At 77.4% G+C, this 23,350-nt stretch carries 2 protein-coding genes (1 of these 2 running past the window's edge); both read right to left on the bottom strand.

The window, feature by feature from the left end:
* Positions 1-770 carry the 5' end (the start) of an SDR family NAD(P)-dependent oxidoreductase gene (locus ACFPM7_RS25415; RefSeq protein ID WP_378250292.1) on the bottom strand. It extends 9,766 nt beyond the left edge of the window, so 770 of the gene's 10,536 nt are visible here — the first part of the coding sequence; its start codon is at positions 768-770; the stop codon falls past the left edge of the window.
* The gene (locus ACFPM7_RS25410; RefSeq protein ID WP_378250291.1) at positions 770-23,350 is read right to left on the bottom strand and encodes a type I polyketide synthase; all 22,581 of its coding nucleotides are present in this window, start codon (positions 23,348-23,350) and stop codon (positions 770-772) included. Before ACFPM7_RS25410 ends, ACFPM7_RS25415 begins: the two co-directional genes overlap by 1 nt.

The following is a 23,350-nucleotide window of genomic DNA, read 5'->3' as shown; positions in this document are numbered from 1 at the left end:
TTGCAGCGCCCCGAGGGCGACACCGCGCCCTGCCGCCCGTAGAGGACGAACGCCGTCGGCCGCGACATCACGGTCACCCCGCCCGCCACGGCCAGGGAGCACTCCCCCGCGCGCAGCGCCTTCACCGCGAGGTGGATGGCGACCAGCGACGACGAGCACGCCGTGTCGACGGTGACCGACGGCCCTTCCAGGCCGAAGGTGTAGGACAGCCTGCCGGAGACGATGCTGGCCGCGTTGCCGGTGCCCGCGTGCGCGGTGCCCGCCTCGCCCGCGGCTTCCAGGACGGACGCGTACTCCTGGCCGTTGGTGCCCATGAACACGCCCGTGCGGCTGCCGCGCAGGCCCGTCGGGTCGAGCCCGGCGCGCTCGAAGGCCTCCCAGGTGGTCTCCAGCAGCAGCCGCTGCTGCGGGTCCATGGCCAGCGCCTCGCGCGGGCCGAGCCCGAACAGGGCGGCGTCGAAGTCGGCGACGCCGCGCAGGAATCCGCCTTCGCGGGTCGGCCCCTCGGCGATCTCGGCCGGGTCCCAGCCGCGGTCGGCCGGGTAGGGCCCCACCGCGTCGCGGCCCTCGGCGACCAGCTCCCACAGCGCCTCGGGCGAGTCGACGCCGCCGGGCAGCCTGCACCCCATCGCCACCACCGCGATCGGCTCGGAGCGGCCCGCCGACAGCCTGCGGTTCTGCCTGCGCAGCCGCTCGTTCTCCTTCATCGCGGCCCGGAACGCCTCGACCAGCTGCTTGGTGGGGTCGGCGGCGGTCTCTCGGGAGAGCATCAGTCGGCTCCGTGGGGTCGGCGGTCGTCGAGGGCGGCGCGCACGAGGTCTTCCAGCGCCATGCCATCGATGTCGGTGTCGTCGGTGACGTCCTCATCACCGGTGAAGTCGTCCTCGGGCGCGGGGTCCTCGGCGGTCCGGGTGGGGTCGGCCAGGGCGATGAGCCGGTCGAGCAGGTCGGTGCCGCGCAGCTTCTCGATCGGCACCGCGGCCAGCACCGCGCGCAGGCGGCTCTCGTCCGCGTCCAGGTCGGGGTCCCGGTCGACGTCGGCGTCTTGCTCGCCGACCAGGCCGGACAGCAGGTGCCCGGCGAGGTCCGCGGGCGTCGGGTGGTCGAAGACGAGCGTGGCCGACAGCGGCAGCCCGGTCGCCGCGGCGAGCCGGTCGCGCAGCTCGACCGCGGTCAGCGAGTCGAACCCGAGGTCGGTGAAGGAGCGCCCGGCGGCGACCTTCTCCGCGCCGCTGTGCCGCAGCACGGCCGCGGTCTCGCCGCGCACCAGGCTCAGCAGCGCGTGCCGCTTGCCCGCCGATCCGGCGGCGGCCAGCTCGGCGCGCAGCGCCGAGGCCGGGTCGCCCGCCGGTCCGGCGAGGTCGGCGGTGAGCGGCCCGCGGCGCAGCCGGGCGAACGCCGTCCAGTCGATGTCGGCCACCACGGCGGTCGGCTGCGGCTCGGCCACCACCGCGCGCAGCAGCCGGACCGCGAGGTCCGGGGCCATCGGCACGGCCCCGGCCCGGGCCGCCGCGGCGCGCGCGGCCGGGTCGGCCGCCATGCCGCCCCCGGCCCAGGCTCCCCAGGCGATGGAGGTGGCCCGCAGCCCCGCGGCGGCGCGGGACTCGGCGATGGCGTCCAGGACGGCGTTGGCGGCGGCGTAGTTGGCCTGGCCGACGCTGCCCAGCACACCCGACGCCGAGGAGAACAGGGCGAACGCGTCGAGGTCGCGGTCGCGGGTCAGCTCGTCGAGGGTGCGCGCGGCGGCGGCCTTGGCGGCGAACACGGCGGCGAAGCGGTCGGGGGTGAGGCTGTCGACGATGACGTCGTCCAGCACACCCGCGGCGTGCACCACGGCGGTCAGGTCGGGCAGTCCGGCGAGGACGGCGGCGAGGGCGTCGCGGTCGGTGGCGTCGCAGGCGGCGAAGGACACCCTGGCGCCTGCGGCTTCCACATCGGCGCGCACCCGCTCGGCGCCGGGGGCCTCGGCCCCGCGCCTGCTGAGCAGCACCAGGTGCTCAGCGCCCGCCCCGGCGAGCCCGCGGGCCACGGCCGCGCCGAGCGCGCCGGTGCCGCCGGTGACCAGGACGGTGCCGGTGGGTGTCCACTCCGCATCGCCCGCGGCGGCGCGGGCGATGCGGCGGCCGAACGCGGCGTCCCCGCGCACGGCGACCCGGTCCTCCGCGCCGTCGGCGAGCACGGCGTCGAGGGTGGCCGCGGTGGCGGCGTCGATCTGCTCGGGCAGGTCGACCAGTCCGCCCCACCGGTCGGGCAGCTCCAGGGCGAGCACCCCGCCGAGGCCCCAGAGCGCGGCCCGCGCCGGGTCGGCGGGCGTTTCGCCCGCCACCGCGACGGCGGCCTTGGTCAGGCACCACAGGGGCGCGTCGACGTCGGCGTCGCCGAGCGCCTGGGCGAGGGCGGTCGTGGTCAGCGCGGAGGTCGGGACGGCCCCGGCTGTTCCCTGGTCGGCACTGTCGTCGGAGCCGAGCAGCGACACCACCGAGGACACCGGCTCCAGGCCGCGCAGCCGCTCGGCGACGGCGGCCCGGTCGGGTCCGTCCACTTCGAGCACTTCGGCGGGGTCGAGCGCGGCGAGGAGGGCGGCTGTCCACGGGTCCTCGGCCGTGCCCGCCGCGATGACGGCCAGGCGCGGGCCGGGTCGCGGCGCGGCGGCCGGGGTGATCGGCTTCCACTCGACGCGGTAGCGCCAGTGGTCGGGCCGGTCGGCGGCCACCGGGGTCTGCGGCTGCGGCCAGAACCGCTCGCGCTGGAAGGCGTAGGTGGGCAGCGGAACGCGGCGCGCGCCGCTGCCTGCGTGCACGGCGGCCCAGTCGACGGCGACGCCCCGGGTGTGCGCGGCGGCGAGCGCCGCCGTCGCGGCGAGCGCCTCGTCGCGCTCCGGGCGCTGCATCCCGACGGCGAAGGCCTCCGGTGCGGACTCGCGGGCCGCGGCGGCGAGCGAGCCGTCCGGGCCGATCTCGACGAACGCGGTGACCCCGCGCCCGGTCGCCGCGGCGACCGCGTCGGCGAAGCGGACCGGGCGGCGGACCTGCTCGACCCAGTGCTCCGGGTCGGCCAGGTCGGCCTCGCCGCCGGTCAGCGTGGACAGCACCGGGATCGTCGGCGGGCGCAAGTCCAGCGCGGAGACGACGGCGCGGAAGTCGGCGAGCATCGGCTCCATCAACGGGGAGTGGAAGGCGTGGCTGACGCGCAGGCCCCGGGTCTTGCGGCCGAGCGCGGCGAGCCGGTCGGTCACCGCGGCGACCGCGTCGGCGGCGCCGGAGAGCACGACGGAGGCGGGCCCGTTGACGGCGGCGACGGCGACACCGTCGGGCAGCAGCGGCAGCACCTCGGCCTCAGTCGCGCGGACGGCGACCATCGCCCCGCCCACCGGCAGCGCGCCCATCAGCCTGCCGCGCGCGGCGACGAGGCGGGCGGCGTCGGCCAGGCCGAGCACGCCCGCGACGTGGGCGGCGGCGATCTCGCCGATGGAGTGTCCGATGAGGACGTCGGGTCGCAGGCCCCACGACTCGGCGAGGCGGAACAGCGCGACCTCGACGGCGAACAGCGCGGGCTGGGTGACGTCGGTGCGGTCGAGCAGGTCGGCCTCGCCGGTGCCCTCCGCCGCGGCGAGCACCGCGGCCAGGCCGGGCCCGGTGGCCATCTCGGCGTCGAGCGCCGCGCACACCTCGGCGAGCGCGGCGGCGAACACCGGGTAGCGGGCGGCGAGGCCGCGGCCCATCCCGGCGCGCTGGCTGCCCTGCCCGGAGAACAGCAGGCCGAGCCGGGTGTCCGGCAGGGCCGTCCCGACCACCAGTTCGGCGGCGGGGGCCCCGGCTGCCAGGGCGGTCAGCCCGCGCACCAGGCCGTCGCGGTCCTCGCACACCACGGCGGCGCGGTGCGGCAGGTGGGCGCGGCTGGTCGCGCTGGAGAACGCCAGGTCGGCGGCCGGTCCGCTGATGGCGGCTCCCGCCAGCAGCTTCCGGGCCTGGGCCCGCAGCGCCTCGGGGGTCTTGGCCGACAGCAGCACGGGTGCGGGGCCGTCGGGCTCGTCGGCGCGGACCGGGGCGGCGACCGCGGGCGGCGCCTCGACCACCAGGTGGGCGTTGGTGCCGCTGGCCCCGAACGAGGAGATGCCCGCGCGGCGCGCCCGGCCGGTCTCCGGCCAGGCGAGCGCCTCGGTGACCAGTTCCACGGCCCCAGCGGTCCAGTCGACCTTCCCGGACGGGGCGTCGACGTGCAGGGTCGCGGGCACGGTGCCGTGGCGCATCGCCTCGATCACCTTGATCAGGCCCGCCGCGCCCGCGGCGGCCTGGGTGTGGCCGAGGTTGGACTTGACCGAGCCGAGCAGCAGCGGACGCTCCCGGTCCTGCCCGTAGGTGTTGAGCAGCGCCTGCGCCTCGATCGGGTCGCCCAGCACGGTTCCCGTGCCGTGCGCCTCCACGACATCCACATCCGACGGTGCGAGACCGGCGGCGGTCAGCGCCGCGCGGATGACCCGCTCCTGCGACGGCCCGTTCGGCGCGGTCAGGCCGTTGGACGCGCCGTCGGAGTTGACCGCGCTGCCGCGCAGCACGGCCAGCACCTCGCGGCCGTTGCGGCGCGCGTCGGAGAGCCGCTCCAGCAGCAGCAGCGCGACGCCCTCCGACCAGCCGGTGCCCTCGGCGCCGTCGGCGAAGGAGCGGCAGCGCCCCGAAGCGGCCAGCCCGCCCTGGTGGGTGAACTCCTCGAACGCGATCGGCGTCGACATGACGGTCACGCCGCCCGCGACGGCCAGGGAGCACTCCCCGGCGCGCAGCGCTTGGGCCGCCAGGTGCATCGCCACCAGCGACGACGAGCACGCCGTGTCGACGCTGACGGCCGGGCCTTCCAGGCCGAGGGTGTAGGAGAGCCTGCCCGCCAGGACACTGGCCGCGCGGCCCATCAGCAGGTGCCCGCGCAGGTCGGCGGGCGGCTGGTAGTCCGAGCCGGTCGAGCCGACGAAGACGCCGGTCGCCGAGCCGCGCAGCGCGGTCGGGTCGATGCCCGCCCGCTCGGCGACCTCCCACGCGGTCTCCAGCAGGACGCGCTGCTGCGGGTCCATGGCCAGCGCCTCGCGCGGGGAGATGCCGAAGAAGTCGGCGTCGAAGTCGGCGGCGTCGGCGAGGAAGCCGCCCTCGGCGGTCGCGCTGCGCCCGGCCAGGCCCGCGAGGTCCCAGCCGCGGTCGGTCGGGAAGCCCGCGACCGCGTCGCGGCCCTCGGCGACCAGCGCCCACAGGTCCTCGGGACCGGCGATCCCGCCGGGGAAGCGGCACGCGACGCCGACGACGACCACCGGGTCGTCCTCCACCGCCGCGCTCACCGCCGGGGACGGGGCCTGCTCGGATCGGGCACTGCCGTGCAGGGCGTCCACGAGCCGGTCTCGCAGCGCCAGCGGGGTGGGGTGGTCGAAGACCGCGGTGGCGGGCAGGCCGACCCCGGTCGCGGCGACGACCCTGTCCCGCAGCTCCACCGCGGTGAGCGAGTCGAAGCCCAGGTCGCCGAAGGCGCGGTCGGGGGCGACGTCGGCGGCCGAGCCGTGGCCCAGCACCGCCGCGACCGACGCGCGCACCAGGTCCAGCAGTTCGCGCTCGGACTCCGCGCGCGTGGCCGCCCTGGGCCGCGCGGCCAGCGGCGGCGGTCCGGCCAGGTCCTCGGCGATGCGGACCCGGCCGAGCAGGGCGGCCTGCTTGGTCCAGTCGACGTCGGCGATGACGGCGTCCTCGGCCGAGAGCAGCGCGGGGGCGGCGATGTCGGCGGCGAGCGGGGTGATGCCCGCGCGGCGCAGCCGGTCCGCGCCCGCCGGGGTGGCGGCCGACCACGGGCTGAAGGTGATGAGCGCGGCGGCCTTGCCCGCCGCGCGGCGGCGGCCCACCAGGGCGCGCACGGCCCCGTCGGCGGCGGCGTCGTCGGCGTGGCCCGCCACACCCCAGACGCCGGCGATGGTGCCGGGCACCGCGAACAGCTCCCACTCGGCGAGCGCGTCGAGTGCGGACGCGCCCGCCAGGCGGGCGCTCGCCGCGTGCACGACGCCGGTCGGGCGGTGTTCGGCGAGGACGGCGGCCAGCGCGTCGCGGTCGGTGACGTCGCAGGCCACGACGCTCGCCCGCGCGCCCAGCGCGGTGATCTCCTCGGCCAGTGCCTCGGTGCCGCCGCGCCTGCTGAGCAGCACGACGTGCTCGGCCCCGCGCGCGGCCAGCAGCCGGGCCGCGGCCGACCCGAGCGCGCCGGACGCGCCGGTGACCAGCACGGTCGCCGGGACCGCCAGCACCCGGCCCGGCTCGGGGTCGCGGGCCAGGCGCGGCGCGGTGAGACCGGCGGCGGTGGCGGTGATGTCGTCCTCGCCGGTGGTGAAGGCCCGGTCGACGGGCACGCCCGCGAGGTCGGCGGGCAGGTCGACCACGCCGCCCCAGCGGTCGGGGTGCTCCAGCGCGATCACCCTGGCCTGCCCGCGCACCGCTCCGGTGCGCCGGTCGGTGCCCGCGTCGCGGGTCACGCACCACAGCCGGACGTCCGCATCGGACAGTACGGCCAGCGCGCCGCGCACGTCGTCGTGGAAGCACAGCGCGCCCGCGTACTCCCCGGCCGGGATGTGGTCGTTGGCGAGGGTGACCGGCACGCCGAGCGCGTCGAGCACGGCCTCGCTCCACGGGTCGCCCGCGCCCAGGGCGAGCCAGTGGCCCGCGGCGGGCGCGCCCGGCTCGACGCTGCGGTGCACGACGCGGTGCCGCAGCCCGCGCAGGACGCCGTCGGCGGTGTTCTTGCGCCGCCAGGCGGCGATCGCGGCGCCGAGGGTGTCGGTGTCGAGGGCGAGTTCGGCGGCCAGCTCGGCGAGGTCGCCGTCGAGCAGGCCGGAGTCCTGGCGCGGCTCGGGCCAGTGGCGGTCGGGGGCGAAGGGGTAGGTCGGCGCGGCGCCGAGCCGCCCGCCCGTGCCCGCCAGCACGCCCGCCCAGTCCACGGCCACACCGCGCACGTAGGCGCGGGCCAGGCCGGTGGCGAGCGCGGTCTCCTCGTCGCGGTCGGCGCGCAGCAGCGCCACGGCGTCGGCGTCGGTGCTCTGCCGGATGAGCGCGGTGAGCGCGCCGTCCGGCCCGATCTCGATCACGACGTCGACGTCGTGGTCGGTCTCCAGGGCGCGCACGGCGTCGGCGAAGCGCACGGTCCCCAGGACCTGGTCGGCCCAGTGGTCGGCGTTGAAGGCACTGGCTTGCCGCCCGGTGAGGGTGGAGACGACCGGCACCGACGGCGCGGCCGGGCGCAGCGCGGCGAGTTCGGCGCGCAGGGCCTCGGCGGCCGGGGCCATGTCCGGCGAGTGGAAGGCGTGGGAGACCGCGAGGCGCTTGGTGCGCCTGCCCCGTCCGGCCCAGGCCGCGGCGAACCCGTCGACCCGATCGGCCGGACCGGACACCACGATCGAGCCCGGCGCGTTGACGGCGGCGACCACGAGCCCGTCGGGCAGGGCCGCGTCGGCGGCGTCGACCTCCACGGCGGCCATCGCGCCGCCCCCGGGCGCGGCCTGCATGAACCTGCCGCGCACCACGGCGAGCCGGACCGCGTCGGCGAGGGTGAGCGCGCCCGCCAGGTGGGCGGCGGCGATCTCGCCGACCGAGTGGCCGGTCACGACATCGGGCGTGACGCCCCAGGACTCCAGCAGCCGGGCGGTGGCGATCTCGACGGCCACCAGCGCGGGCTGCGCGTACTCGGTGCGGGCCAGCAGTTCGGCGCTGGTGACGACCTCGGCGAGCGGCACGTCCAGCAGCGCGTCGGCCTCGGCGGCGACGGCGGCGAACGCGGCGGCGTAGGCCGGGAAGCGGGCGGCGAGCCCGGTCCCCATCCCCGCGCGCTGGCTGCCCTGGCCCGCGAAGGCGAACGCCACGCGGGGCCGCTCCCCCGCCGTCCCGGCGATCTCGACCCCGTCGAGCAGCACGGCCCGGTGCGGGAACGCGGTTCGCTTGGCCAGCGACCAGGCGAGGTCGACCGGTCGGCCTGCGGCTGCCGCCACCCGCTCGATCTGCCGGCGCAGCGCGGTTTCCGTCTTGGCGGAGACCACCAGCGGCACAACCCCGATCTCGGCCACGGGCTCTGCCAACGGCTCGGCGTCCGGCAGGTCCAGCACGACGTGCGCGTTGGTGCCGCTGACCCCGAACGACGACACCGCGGCCCGGCGGGTCCGGCCGGTCTCGGGCCACTGCTCGGCGGCGGCGGCGATGCGCACCGCGCCCTCGGCCCAGTCGACGTGGCTGGACGGCGCGTCCACGTGCAGGGTCGGCGGGACGACCCCGTTGCGCATCGACAGCACGGCCTTGATCACGCCCGCCACGCCCGCGGCGGCCTGGGTGTGGCCGATGTTGGACTTCACCGAGCCGATGAGCACCGGCTCGGCGCGGTCCTGCCCGTAGGTGTTGAGCAGCGCCCGCGCCTCGATGGGGTCGCCCAGCGCGGTGCCGGTGCCGTGCGCCTCGACGAAGTCCACATCGCAGGCGTCCAGCCCGGCGTTGGCGAGCGCCTGCCGGATGACCCGCTCCTGCGACGGCCCGTTCGGCGCGGTCAGCCCGTTCGACGCGCCGTCCTGGTTCACCGCCGAGCCGCGCAGCACCGCCAGCACCTCGTGCCCGTTGCGCCGGGCGTCGGAGAGCCGCTCCAGCACGAGCACACCGACGCCCTCGGACCACGAGGTGCCGTCCGCGCCGTCGGCGAAGGCCTTGCAGCGCCCGTCGGCCGACAGCAGGCCCTGCCTGCTGAACTCGGTGAACACCCACGGCGTCGAGAGCACCGACACGCCGCCGACGAGCGCCAGCGACGACTCCCCGGAGCGCACCGACTGGCCCGCCAGGTGCAGGGCCACCAGCGACGACGAGCACGCGGTGTCCACGGTGACCGCGGGTCCTTCGAGCCCGAGCGCGTAGGCCACCCGGCCGGAGAGCACGCTGCCCGCCGACCCGGTGCCGACGTGCCCGTCGGCCTCGTGGCGGGAGCCGAGCAGCAGGCGGTCGTAATCGTGGCCGTTGGTGCCCATGAAGGCCCCGGTCGCCGTGCCGCGCAGCGCGGCCGGGTCGATGCCCGCGGTCTCCAGCGCCTCCCATGCGGTTTCCAGCAGCAGCCGCTGCTGCGGGTCCATCGCGATGGCCTCGCGCGGGGAGATGCCGAAGAACGCCGCGTCGAACTCGGCGACGCCGTCGAGGAAGCCGCCCGCGCGGGTGGCGCTCTCGCGCAGGTCGGACTCGGTCCAGCCGCGGTCGGCGGGGAACGGGCCGATGGCGTCGCGGCCTTCGGTGAGCAGCGCCCAGTAGTCGCCGGTGGTGCGGACGCCGCCGGGCAGGCGGCAGGCCATGCCGACGATCGCGACCGGGTCGTCCCCGGTCACCGCGGCGGTGACCGGGGCGACCGTCGCGCTCTCCCCCGCCAGGCGGGCGCGCAGCACCTCGGCCAGGGCGGCGGGCGTGGGGTAGTCGAAGACGGCGGTGGCGGGCAGCGCGACGCCGAGCGCGGCGGCGAGGCCGTTGCGGAACTCCAGCGCGGTCAGCGAGTCGAAGCCCAGGTCGCGGAAGCGGGTGTCGACGCCGATGGCGGCCGGGTCGCCGTGGCCGAGCACGGCGGCGGCGCGGTCGCGGACGACGGCGAGCAGGTCGGCGTGCTCGACCCGGGTGGCGGGCCCGGTCTGCTCGGGCCGCGCGGGCGCGGCCGGGAGCAGGTCGCCGACGAGGCGGTCGGAGCGCCCGCGCAGGCCGGACTCGGCCCAGCGGGCCCAGTCGACGTCGGCGACGGCGACGACGGTGTCGCCCGCCGCGATGGCCGTCCACAGGGCGGCGACGGCCTGATCCGCCGCCATGGGGCGGAATCCGTCGCGGCGTGCCCCCGCGGCGACGGCGGCGGCGTCGGCGGCCATGCCGATGTCGGCCCAGCGGCCCCAGGCGATCGCGGTCGCGGACCGCCCGGCGGCGGCGCGGCGCGCGGCGATGGCGTCGAGCGCGGCGTTGGCGGCTGCGTAGTTGGCCTGGCCGGGGTTGCCGACCGTGCCCGCCATCGAGGAGAACAGCACGAACGCGGCGGCGTCGGGGACGAGCGCGTCAAGGTGCTCGGCGGTCTCGACCTTCGTGCGCCACACGCCCGCGAACCGCTCGGGGGTCAGCGCGGCGAGCACGCCGTCGTCGAGGACACCCGCGGCGTGCACGACGGCGGTCGGCGGGTGCTCGGCGACGAGGGCGGCGAGCGCGTCGCGGTCGGCGACGTCGCACGCGGCGATGACGACCTCGGCACCGGAGGCGGCCAGTTCGGCGCGCAGGTCGGCAGCGCCGGGGGCCTGCTCGCCGCTGCGGCTGGCGAGCACGATCCGCGCCGCGCCGTGCTCGGCGAAGCGGCGGGCGACGTGCGCGCCGAGCAGGCCGGTCCCTCCGGTGATGAGCACGGTGCCGGTCAGGTCGGCGGTGAGGGCGGGCCTGCCCGCCGGCGCGCGCTCCAGTCTGCGGGCCAGCACGGCCCCGGCGCGGATGGCGATCTCGTCCTCGCCGGAGGCCCCAGCGAGCACGGCGGCGAGCCGGGCGGCGGAGTCGGCGTCGAGGTCGGCGGGCAGGTCGATGAGCCCGCCCCAGCGGTCGGGGTGCTCCAGGGCTGCGACACGGCCGAGGCCCCACACGGCGGCCGCGCGCGGCTCCGGCGCGGGATCGCCGGGCGCGGCGGCGACCGCGCCCCTGGTCACGCACCACAGCGGCGCGGCGATCGCCGCGCGCACGGCGGCAGCGGCGGTGACCGGGTCGTCGGCGACGAGGACGACGCCTGCGAAGTCGCCGTCGACCGGCTCGGTGGCGCGGACGGTGTCCGGGCCGAGGAGGGCGGCCAGGTCGTCGGCGCGCCCGTGCGGGGAGAGGAGCAGCCAGCGCCCGGACGGGGCGGCGGGCGGCGGAGAGACCTGGCGCCACGTGACGCGGTAGCGCCAGGCGTCGGCGGTCGTGGCGGCGTCGGGCAGCGGCCAGTAGCGCTCGCGCTGGAAGGCGTAGGTGGGCAGGTCGGCCTTGCCCGCGCCGGGCAGCAGGGCGGCCCAGCGCACGGCGACCCCGCGCACGTGCAGTTCGGCGGCCGAGCGCGCCAGGCGCACCAGCCCACCCTCGTCGCGGCGCAGCGACCCCGTCACCACAACGTCGGCACCGGCGGTCTCCTGCACGCTCAGCGCGAGCACCGGGTGCGGGCTGACCTCCACGAACACGCCGTGGCCGTCGGCGAGAGCGGCTTCGACGGCGCCCTGGAAGCTGACCCGCTCGCGCAGGTTGCGGAACCAGTAGCCCGCGTCCAGCCCGGCGGTGTCCACGCGCGCGCCGTCGAGCGCGGAGTAGAAGGCGATGTCGGCGTCCCTCGGCGCGAGGTCGGCAAGATCGGCGACGACCCGCTCGGCGATGGCGTCGACACCGGGCCAGTGCGAGGCGTAGCTGACCGGAATGCGCCGCGCCCGAACATCCTTCGCGACCAACTCGGCCACGATCTCGTCCAGCGCATCGACCTCACCGGAAAGCACCGCCGCACCAGGACCATTCACCGCCGCGATCCCCGCGCGGCCCTCCCAGCGCTGCAGCAGGACCTCGACCTCGGCGGCGGGCAGGGCGACGGACGCCATGCCGCCGTGGCCCTCCAACACCTCCGCGATCGCCCTGCTGCGCAACGCCACCACCCGCGCACCATCCTCAAGGGACAACGCACCCGCGACCACGGCGGCGGCGATCTCACCCTGCGAGTGCCCCACCACCGCGGCAGGCTCCACACCCAAGTCCCGCCACACCGCGGCCAGCGACACCATCACCGCCCACAGCACCGGCTGCACCACATCGACGCGCTCCAGCGCGTCGGCGTCGGAAAGCACGTCGAGCACCGACCACGGCACGTGCGCCGACAACGCCGCGTCGCACTCACGCAGCCGCTCGGCGAACACCGGCGATTCGGCGACCAGCCCAGCGGCCATCCCGACCCACTGCGCGCCCTGCCCCGGGAAGACGAACACCACCGGCCCCGGCGCCCCCGCGGAGCCGACCACCGCGGCCGGGTCCGCGCCACCGCGGGCGAGAGCCGACAGCGCGCGGGCGCGCTCGTCGGCGTCCGCCCCGACCACGACGGCGCGGTGGGCGAAGCGGGTCCGGTCCAGCAGCGCGCCCGCGATGTCCTGGGGCGCGGCGGCCACGGCGAGCAGCCGCTCGGCCTGCCCGGCCAGCGCGGCGGGCGTGGCCCCGGCCAGCACCCACGGCACGGCCCCCGGCTCGGCCGAGGCGACCGGGGTCGCCGCGGGCGGCTGCTCCAGGATGACGTGCGAGTTGGTGCCGGAGATGCCGAACGAGGACACCCCCGCCCGGCGCGGGCGGTCGCCCTCGGGCCAGTCGCGGGCCTCGGTCAGCAGCTCGATCGCCCCCGCCGACCAGTCGACGTGGCTGGAGGGCCGCTCGACGTGCAGGGTCGCGGGCAGCACCCCGCTGCGCATCGACCACACCGCCTTGATCACCCCGGCGACACCGGCGGCGGCCTGCGTGTGCCCGATGTTCGACTTCACCGAGCCCAGCCACGCCGGGCTGGTGCGCTCCTGGCCGTAGGTGGCCATCAGCGCGCCCGCCTCGATCGGGTCGCCCAGCACGGTGCCGGTGCCGTGCGCCTCGATCAGGTCCACATCGGCGGCCGAGAGCCCGGCGTCGGCCAGCGCGGCGCGGATGACCCGCTGCTGCGCGCGCCCGTTCGGGGCGGTCATGCCGTTGGACGCGCCGTCGGAGTTGACCGCGGTGCCGCGCACGACGGCGAGCACCTCGCGGCCCCGGGCGCGGGCGGCCGACAGCCGCTCGACGACCATGAGCCCGACGCCCTCGGCCATGCCGAAGCCGTCGGCGGAGTCGGAGAACGCCTTGCAGCGCCCGTCCACCGACAGGGCGCGCTGCCTGCTGAACCCGGTCAGCGTCTCCATCGACGTCATGACCGTCGCGCCGCCCGCCAGCGCCCGCTCGCACTCCCCGTCGCGGACCGCGCGCACCGCGAGGTGCAGGGCGACCAGCGCCGACGAGCAGCCGGTGTCCAGGGTCAGCGCCGGGCCCTCGGTGCCCAGGGCGTAGGCGAGGCGGCCGGAGATGATGCTGGTGGCGCGGCCGGTGAGCAGGTGCGCCTCGTAGCCGTCCTCATTGGTGAGCACGCCGGTCGCGTAGTGCTGGTAGGCCGCGCCGACGAACACGCCGGTCGTGCTGCCGCGCACCGAGCGCGGGTCGATCCCGGCGCGCTCCAGCGCCTCCCACGCGGTCTCCAGCAGCAGCCGCTGCTGGGGCTCCATCGCCAGCGCCTCGCGCGGGGAGATGCCGAAGAACGCGGCGTCGAAGTCGCCCGCCTCGGGCAGGAACGCGCCGCGCAGCGTATAGGTCTTGCCCGGGCGCTCCGGGTCGGGGTCGTAGGCGCCCGCGATGTCCCAGCCGCGGTCGGCGGGCAGGTCGCCGACGACGTCGGCGCGCGCGGTGACCAGGTCCCACAGCTGCTCGGGGGCGGTCACCCCGCCCGGGAAGCGGCAGCCGATGCCGGAGATGACGATCGGGTCGTCCTCCACGCGCGCGGCAACCGTCGCCACGGCCACGGAGTCATCCGCGCCGGTCAGCTTCGCGTGCAGGTGCGCGGCCAGTTCGGCGGGGCTCGGGAAGTCGAACACCACGGTGCTGGGCAGCGCGACGCCGGTCTTGGCGACCAGGCGGTTGCGCAGGTCGACGGCGGTGACCGAGTCGAACCCGGTCTCCCGGAAGGCCCGGTCGGCGGCAACGGCCTCGGTGCTGCGGTGCCCGAGCGCGGCGGTCGCCTCGGCCCGCACCAGGTCGAGCAGCCCAGCCCTGTCCACATCGGACACCTGGGCGCGCGGGGCGGCGGGCGCCTCGTCGGCGAGCGCGCGCACCTCGGGGATCTCGGCGAAGAGGCGGCTCGGCCTGCTGGAGGTGAAGACGGCGTGGAAGGTCGGCCAGTCGATGTCGGCGACGGCCGGGACCGGGTCGAGTCCGTCCACCGCCCTGCCGAGCGCGGTGAGCGCGGTCCGCACCGGCAGGAACGGCAGGCCGCGGCGGCGCACCTGCTCGGGGTCGACGTCGGCGCGGGCCATCGTCTGCTCGTCGGCCCAGATGCCCCAGCGCACGGCGGTGGCGGCCAGCCCCCGCGCGGCGCGGTGCGCGGCGAGGGAGTCCAGGTAGGCGTTGGCGGCGGCGTAGGCGGCGTGGTCGCCGCTGCCCCAGGTGCCCGCGATGGAGGAGAACAGCACGAACGCGTCCAGTTCGCGCTCGCCGAGCAGCTCGTGCAGGTGGCGCGCTCCGGTGACCTTGGCGTCGACCACGGCGGCGAGGTCGGCCGGGTCCGAGGCGTCGATCGAGCCCAGTTCGGTGAGGGCGGCGGCGTGGAAGACCGAGCGGACCTCGTGCGCGGCCAGCAGCGCGGCGAGCGCGGCGCGGTCGGTGACGTCGCAGGTGGCGAACTCCAGGTCGGTGCCGTGGGCGGCCAGCTCGGCGGTCAGCTCGACCGCGCCGGGCGAGTCCGGGCCCCGGCGGGCGGCGACGACGACGTGCCGCGCGCCGCGCTCGGCCAGCCACCGGCACAGGTGCGGGCCGAGCGCGCCCGTGCCACCGGTGACCAGCACGGTGCCCTGCGGGGACCACCGGCGCACGGCGGGTGCGCCCGCGGCGCGGACCAGCCTGCGGGCGCGGACAGCGCCCGCGCGGACGGCGACCTGGTCCTCACCGCTGGTCAGCGCGGCGGCCAGGCCGTCGGCGGACGCGCCGAGGTCGACCAGCCCGCCCCAGCGGCGGGGGTGCTCCAGGGCGGCGACGCGGCCGAGGCCGACGATCTGCGCCTGCTCCGGCTCCGGCACCGCCTCGCCGGGGGCGGCGGGGACCGCGCCCCAGGTCAGGCACCAGAGCGGGGCGTCGACGCCCGCGTCGCCGAGCGCCTGCACGAGCAGCAGGGTCGCGGCGAGCCCGGTGGGCAGCGCGGGCGCGGCGGGGTGCGCATCGGTGGCGGCGGCCAGCGACGACACCACACCGGTCAGCGGGCCGACCTCGGCCAGGCGCGCGGCGAGCGCGGCGCGGTCGTCGTCGGCGGTCACGGTGAGGGCGAGGACTTCGGCGCCCGCCGCGGCCAGCTCGGCGGCCACCGCCGAGTCGGCGCGTCCCTCGGCGGTGACGTGCAGCCAGCGGCCGGACAGCTCACCCGCGCCACCGGGCACCGACCGCCACACCTCGGTGTACCACCACGAGTCCACAGTGGAGGTCTCAGTGCGGCGCGAACGCCAGGCGGACAGGGCGGGCAGGACGTCGGCGAGCGCGGCGCGGCGGTCGTCGGACAGCTCCAGCAGGTCGGCGACCGCGCTGGGATCGCCGCCGGTCACCGCGGCCCACAGGCGCTCGTCGGCCGGGTCGCCCGCGGCAGGCTCGGCGGGGCTGACCCAGTAGTGCTCGTGCTCGAAGGCGTAGGTGGGGATGAAGGCGCGCGGCGCGCCCTCGACCAGCGGCAGCCAGTCGACGGCGACACCGCGCACGGACAGCTCCGCGGCCGAGAGCAGCACCCGGGCCAGGTCGCCCTCCTCGCGGCGCAGCGTCCCGGTGATCATGGCTGCCGCACCGGTCGATTCCGCGATGTCCTGCACGCTCGCCGCGAGCACAGGGTGCGGGCTGATCTCCACGAACACGGTGTTCTCGTCGGCGATGGCCGCCCGCACCGCGGCGTCGAAGTCGACGCGCTCGCGCAGGTTGCGGTACCAGTACCCGGCGTCCAGCCCGGCGGTGTCGACGCGTCCGCCGGTCAGCGAGGAGTAGAAGGCGACCTCGGCGGTGGCGGGCTCGACGCCTGCCAGCACGTCGGCCAGCCGGTCCTCGACCGCGGCGACCCCGGCGCAGTGCGAGGCGTAGCTGACCGGGATGCGGCGCGCGCGGGCACCGCGCGCGGTCAGCTCGGCCACCAGCTCGTCCACGGCGTCGGACTCGCCGGAGAGCGCGACCGTGGCGGGCCCGTTGACGGCGGCGACGTCGACCCGGCCCGCCCAGCGCTCATCGATCAGCGCCTGGACCTCGGCGGCGGGCAGCGCGGCCGAACCCATGCCGCCGCGGCCTTCCAGCTCCTCGGCGATGGCCTTGCTGCGCAGGGCGACCACGCGCGCGCCGTCGTCCAGCGTGAGCGCGCCCGCCACGACCGCGGCGGCGATCTCGCCCTGCGAGTGCCCCACCACGGCGGCGGGCTCCACACCCAGCGACCGCCACACCTCGGCCAGCGACACCATCACCGCCCACAGCACCGGCTGCACCACATCGACCTTCGCCAGGGCATCGGCGTCGGCGAGCACGTCAAGCACCGACCACGGCACGTGGAAGGACAGCGCCTCGTCGCACTCGGCGAGCCTGCCCGCGAACACGGGCGACTCCTCGGCAAGCCGCAGCGCCATGCCGACCCACTGCGCGCCCTGGCCGGGGAAGACGAAGACGACCCGGCCGGCGGCGGACGCGGTCCCGGTGACCACCGCCGGATCGGGCTCCCCCGCCGAGAGGGCCCTCAGCGCGGCGTGCACCCGATCGCCGTCGCCGACGACCACCGCGCGGTGGTCGAACGCGGTCCGCGCCAGCAGGGAACGCCCCGCCGACGCGACCGCCACATCCGGGTTCTCCCCCAGGAACGACGCCAGCCGGGCCGCCTGCGCGCGCAGCGCCTGCGGGGAGCGCGCCGAGAGCGTCAGCGGCACCGGGCCCGCCGCAGGCTCGGCGGCGGCAGGCTCCTCATCGGGCGACTGCTCGATGATCACGTGCGCGTTGGTGCCGCTGAGGCCGAAGGAGGACACGCCCGCGCGGCGCGGGCGGTCGACCTCGGGCCACGCGGTGTGCTCGGTGAGCAGCCGGACCGCGCCCGCCGACCAGTCCACGCGGCTGGTCGGGGTGCCCGCGTGCAGGGTGCGGGGCAGCTGGCGGTGGCGCAGCGCCATCACCACCTTGATGACCCCGGCGACGCCCGCGGCCCACTGCGCGTGCCCGAAGTTCGACTTGATCGACCCGAGCAGCAGCGGCTCGGCGCGGTCCTGGCCGTAGGTGGCCAGCAGCGCCTGCAGCTCGATCGGGTCGCCCAGCTTGGTGCCCGTGCCGTGCGCCTCGACCGCGTCCACGTCGGCGGCGGCGAGGCCGGCGTCGGCGAGCGCGGCGCGGATGACCCGCTGCTGCGCCGGGCCGTTGGGCGAGGTCATGCCGTTGGACGCGCCGTCGGAGTTGACCGCCGAGCCGCGCAGCACCGCCAGCACGGTGTGCCCGGCGGCGCGCGCGGCGGAGAGCCGCTCCACGATGAGGACGCCGACGCCCTCGGCCCAGCCGGTGCCGCCCGCGTCGTCGGAGAAGGCGCGGCAGCGCCCGTCCGCCGACAGTGCGCCCTGCCTGCTGAACTCCACGAACATGCCGGGGTCGGTGAGCACGGTGACTCCGCCGACCAGCGCCATGCCGCACTCGCCGTTGCGCACCGCCGACGCGGCGCTGTGCAGGGCGACCAGCGACGACGAGCACGAGGTGTCGATGGTCAGCGCGGGGCCCTCCAGGCCCAGGAAGTAGGAGATGCGGCCGGACATGACGCTGGCCGCCGAGCCGGTGACCCGCAGGCCCTCCAGGCGGGCCCGCTCCTCGGCGGTCGCCGGGTCGTAGTCGGGGGCGGTGGCGCCGATGAACACGCCGGTGCGGGTGCCGCGCACGGCGGCGGGGTCGATGCCCGCGTGCTCGAAGGCCTCCCAGGCGGCCTCCATGAGCAGCCGCTGCTGCGGGTGCATCGCCAGCGCCTCGCGCGGCGGGATGTCGAAGAACCCGGCGTCGAAGTCGCCCGCGTCGGGCAGGAAGCCACCGGAGCGGGTGGACGAGGTGCCCTGGTGGGTGGGATCGGGGTGGTAGAGGCGGTCGAGGTCCCAGCCCCGGTCGGTCGGGAACTCGCCGACGGCGTCCACACCGTCGGCGACCAGCCGCCACAGCGCGTCCGGGCTGTCCACGCCGCCGGGGAAGCGGCAGCTCATGCCCACGATGACCACCGGGTCGTCGTCCAGGGCGGAGGGTTCGGCCGGGACGTGCGCCTCGACGCCGACGAAGTCCGCGCCGAGCAGCTCGACAGCGAGGAAGCGGGCCAGCGCCGACGGGGTCGGGTAGTCGAAGACCGCGGTCGCGGGCAGCCGCAGGCCGGTGGCGGCGTTGAGGCGGTTGCGCAGGTCCACCGCGGTCAGCGAGTCGAAGCCGAGGTCGCGGAAGGCGCGCCGGGTGGGGATGCCCTCCGGGCCGCCGAAGCCGAGCACGCCCGCGGCGTGCGTGGTGACGAGGGTGTCGAGCGCCTTCTCCCGCTCCGCCGGGCCCATCGCGGCGAGCCTGCCCGCCAGGTCGTCGCCGCCCGCGGCGGCCGCGCCCGCGGCGACCCGGCGCGTGGTGGCCCGGCCGCCCAGCTCGCGCAGCACCACCGGGACACCCGGGCCGCCGAGCGCGGCCGGGTCGACCGCGGCGGGGACGAGCACCGGGTCGGCCGCGGCCAGCGCCGCGTCGAACAGCGCGAGTCCATCCTCTGTGGACAGCGGGAGCAGGCCGGTGGCCGCCAGCCGGGCGGCGGCGCGCTCGTCCAGGTGCCCGGTCATGTCGCCGCGCTGCTCCCACAGGCCCCAGGCCAGCGACTGGCCCGCGAGGCCGTGGCCGCGGCGCTGGAAGGCGAGCGCGTCGAGGAAGGCGTTGGCGGCGGCGTAGTTGGCCTGCCCGGCCGCGCCGATGGTGCCCGCGATGGAGGAGAACAGCACGAACGCGGCGAGGTCGCGGTCCTCGGTCAGCTCGTGCAGCGCCCAGGCGGCGTCGACCTTGGGGCGCAGCGCGGCGGCCAGGCCTTCGGGGGTGAGGTCGGTGAGCAGCGCGTCGTCCAGGACGCCGGCCAGGTGCACGACGGCGCTCAGGTCCGCGATGCCCGCGACGAGGTCGGCCAGGGCGGCCGGGTCGGCGGCGTCGCAGGCGGCGGCGGTGGCGCGCGCGCCCGCGCCGGCCAGGTCGGCGAGCAGTTCGGCCGCGCCGGGGGTGTCGGCCCCGCGGCGGCCCGCGAGGACGATCGACGCCACACCGTGCGCGTCGACCAGGTGGCGGGCGATCCGGCCGCCGAGCGCGCCGAGCCCGCCGGTGACCAGCACGGTGCCCGAGCCGAGGTCGACGGGCTCGCCCTCGGCGGCGGGGACGCGCACGAGCCTGCCTGCCAGCGGCCTGCCCTGCCGGACCACGACCTGGGGCTCTCCGGCCTCGGCCAGGGAGGCGACCAGCGCGATGGACGCGGGCTCGCCGTCGATGTCGACGAGGACGACGCGGCCGGGGTGCTCGGACTGCGCGGTGCGCACCAGACCCCAGACGGCGGCGGCGGCGATGTCGGCGGTGACGTCGTCGGGGGCCGCGGGGACGGCGTCCTGGGTGACCAGCACGAGTGTCGCGGTCTCGGGGGCGCGCTCCAGCCAGGTCCGCAGCAGGTCCAGGGTGGCCGCGGTCAGGGTGTGGGCTTCGGCGGCGGCGTTGCGCGACTCCGCGGCGACCGCGACGACCACGGCGTCGGCGTCCCCGGCGAGAGCGGTGTCGAGGGCGGTGTCGAGGTCGGCGGCGGTGTCGAGACCGAGGCCGAGCGGGTCGGCCGGGCCGACGAGCACGCAGCGCGCGGGGGCGCCCGCGGCCATGGGCGTCCAGTCCATGCGCAGCAGCGCGGCGCGCTGGGAGTGCGCCGTCCCGGCCGCCACGGTGACCGGGCGCAGGGCGAGGGCGTCCACGGCGGCCACGGGAGCGCCCGCGGGGTCGAACGCGGCGATCGCGAGCCCGCCGTCGACCTGGGTGGCGCGCACGCGCAGCGAGGTGGCCCCGGTGGCGTGCAGGGTGACGCCGGTCCAGGCGAACGGCAGCCCGGCGAGGCGGACCTCGCCTGCGGTGAGCGCGGCGGGGTGCAGGGCGGCGTCGAGCAGCGCGGGGTGGATGCCGAAGCCGTCGGGCCGCTCGGGCTCGGGCAGGGCGATCTCGGCGAACAGGTCGTCGCCGCGCCGCCACGCCGAGGTCATGCCGCGGAAGGCGGGGCCGTAGCCGTAGCCGTCGGCGGCGAGGGTGTCGTGGAAGCCCGTGAGGTCGACGGGCTCGGCGTCCGCGGGCGGCCACGCGCCGAGCGCGGGCACCTCGGCGGGGGCGTCGGCGCTCAGGGAGCCCGCGGCGTGCCGCGTCCACGGCAGGTCGACGCCCTCGGGCCGGGAGTGCACCTCGACGGCGCGGTCGGCGTCGACGCTGACCTGCACGCGCACAGCGCCGTCGGCCAGCACGAGCGGGGCGTGCAGCGTCAGCTCGCGCAGGTGCGGGTGGCCGACGTGCTCGCCGGCGTGCAGCGCCATCTCGACCAGCGCGGCCCCGGGCACGACGACCGAGCCCCCCACGGTGTGCTCGGCCAGCCACGGGTGCGTGCGCACCGACAGCACGGCGCTGAACACGACGGCGGTCGAACCGACCAGCTCGACGGCCTCGCCGAGCAGCGGGTGCCCGCCCGCGGCGGCGGCGCGGCGGGGCGCGGGCCAGTAGCGGCGGCGCTGGAAGGCGTAGCCGGGCAGGTCGGCGCGGTCGCCGTCGGGCAGGGCGGCGGTCCAGTCGACCGGCCCGCCGCGCACGGCCAGTTCGGCGAGCGAGGTGAGCAGCCTGCTCGCGCCGCCGTCGTCGCGGCGCAGGGTGGCGACGGTGACGCCGCGGCCGGCGGCCTCGGTCGCCGCGGTCAGGCCCTGCTGGAGCACCGGGTGCGGGCTGACCTCGACGAAGAACGCGTGGCCGGCGTCGAGCATGGCGGCCACGGAGGGTCCGAACTGGACGGTCTGGCGCAGGTTGCGGTACCAGTAGGCGGCATCGAGCCCGGCGGTGTCCTGCCACTGCCCGGTGACGGTGGAGAAGAACGGAACGGTCCCGTCCTGGCCGTCCAGGGGGCGCAGGTCGGCGAGGTCGGCGAGCAGCCGCTCCTCGATCTCGGCGACGTGCGCCGAGTGCGAGGCGTAGTCGACGTCAACGCGCTTGGCGCGCACCCCGGCGTCGGTCAACTCGGCGAGGACGGCGTCGAGCACGGCGGTGTCACCGGAGATGACCACCGACGCCGGACCGTTGACGGCGGCGACGGACACGCCGTCGCGCCCGGCGATGCGGGCCCGGACCTCGGCCACCGGCAGTGGCACCGACACCATCCCGCCGCGGCCCGCCAGCACCTCGCGGATCGCCCTGGCCCGCAGCGCGACCACGCGCGCGCCGTCGGCCAGCGACAGGCCGCCCGCCACCACGGCGGCGGCGATCTCACCCTGGCTGTGCCCGATGACGGCGGCGGGCCGCACGCCCGCCGCCCGCCACACCTCGGCGAGGGAGACCATCATGGCGAACAGCGCGGGCTGCACGACGTCGACGCGGTCGAGGCCGGTGTCCGACAGCCCGCGCACGGTCTCCACGACGGGCCAGTCGACGTGCGGGGCCAGCGCTTCGGCGCACTCGGCGAGCCGGGCGCGGAAGACCGGGGACGCTTCCCACAGCGCGGCGCCCATGCCGCTCCACTGGGACCCCTGGCCGGGGAAGACGAAGACGACTTTGCCGTCCTCGTCGGCCATCCCGGACACCGCGGCCCCGTCGACCTCGCCGTCGGCGACGGTCCGCAGCCCGGCGACGAGGGCGGCGCGGTCACCGCCCACCACGACGGCGCGGTGCGGCAGCGCCGCCCGCACGGCGAGGGCACGGGCGATGTCGGCCGCGTCGTCGGTTCCGGGGATTCCGGTGGTCCCGGTGGTCCCGGTGGTGTGGTCGAGGAGTCGGGCGGCTTGGGCGCGCAGCGCGGCGGCGCTCTGCCCGGAGAGGACCCAGGGCAGGGCGGGCGCGTCGAGGAACGCGGGGGCCGTCTCCTCAGGCTCGGCGCCGGTTCTGGTGCCGCTGTCGGGGCTCGGCTGGGCCCCCGCCTCGCCCGCGGGCTCGGGGTGGGCCTCGGCGGCGTGGTCGGCGGAGGGGGCCTGTTCGAGGATGACGTGGGCGTTGGTGCCGCTGATGCCGAAGGACGACACGGCGGCGCGGCGCGGGCGGCCGGTCTCCGGCCACGGCTCGGCGGCGGTGAGCAGCCGGACCGCGCCGGAGTCCCAGTCGACCTTGCCGCTCGGGGCGTCGACGTGCAGCGTGGCGGGCATGACGCCGCGCGCCATGGCCTCGATGACCTTGATGACCCCGCCGACGCCCGCGGCGGCCTGCGCGTGCCCGATGTTGGACTTCAGCGACCCGAGCCGCAGCGGCTCCTCCCGGTCCTGCCCGTAGGCGGCCAGCAGCGCTTGGGCCTCGATGGGGTCGCCGAGCACGGTCCCGGTGCCGTGCGCCTCGACCATGTCCACATCGGACGGCGAAAGCCGGGCGTCGGCGAGCGCGGCGCGGATGACCCGCTGCTGCGACGGTCCGTTGGGGGCGGTGAGCCCGTTGGAGGCCCCGTCGGAGTTGACGGCGGTGCCGCGCACGACCGCCAGCACGTTCCTGCCCTGCTCCAGCGCGTCGGCCAGCCGCATGAGCACGAGCACGCCGACGCCCTCGGCCCACCCGGTGCCGTCGGCGCCGTCGGCGAAGGCCTTGCACCGCCCGTCGGCGGCGAGCCCGCCCTGGCGGGTGAAGTCGATGAACATCGTCGGCGTCGCCATGACGGTCACGCCGCCGACCAGCGCCGTGGAACACTCCCCCGCCCGCAGCGCCTTGACCGCCATGTGCAGGGCCACCAGCGACGACGAGCACGCGGTGTCGACGGTGAGCGCGGGCCCCTCGGTCCCGAAGAAGTAGGCCAGCCGCCCGGAGAGCACCGAGGTCGTGTTGCCGGTCAGCCGGAAGTCCTCGGCCTCCCTGGGCAGCCCGGCCGCGTACTCCTGGGCGAACCCGCCGACGAACACCCCGGTCCGGCTGCCCCGCAGCGACGACGGCGCGAGGTGCGCGCGCTCGACGGCCTCCCAGGCGACCTCCAGCAGCAGCCGCTGCTGCGGGTCCATCGCCAGCGCCTCGCGGGGCGAGACGCCGAACAGCTCGGCGTCGAAGCCCGCCACGTCGCCGAGGAACCCGCCGCGGCCGGTGGCCGCCTCCTGGCGCAAGCCCTCCAGGTCCCAGCCGCGGTCGGTCGGGAAGTCGGTGGCGGCGTCGCGCCCGTCGGCCACCAGCTGCCACAGCTCGGCGGGGCTGCCCACCCCGCCGGGGAAGCGGCAGGCCGTGGCGACGACCGCCAGGGGCTGGGCGGCGGCTTCCTCCAGCTCGCGCACCCGCGCGCGGGTCCGCACGAGATCCGCGCCCGCCCGCCGCAGGTAATCCCGGAGTCGCTCCTCGTTGCCCAATTCAACCAACCCATCCAC

The organism is Actinokineospora guangxiensis, assembly GCF_042657845.1.
GTDB classification, from domain to species: domain Bacteria; phylum Actinomycetota; class Actinomycetes; order Mycobacteriales; family Pseudonocardiaceae; genus Actinokineospora; species Actinokineospora guangxiensis.
Note: the sequence above shows the minus strand (reverse complement) of the source record. Positions and strands in the feature narration are given on the sequence as shown.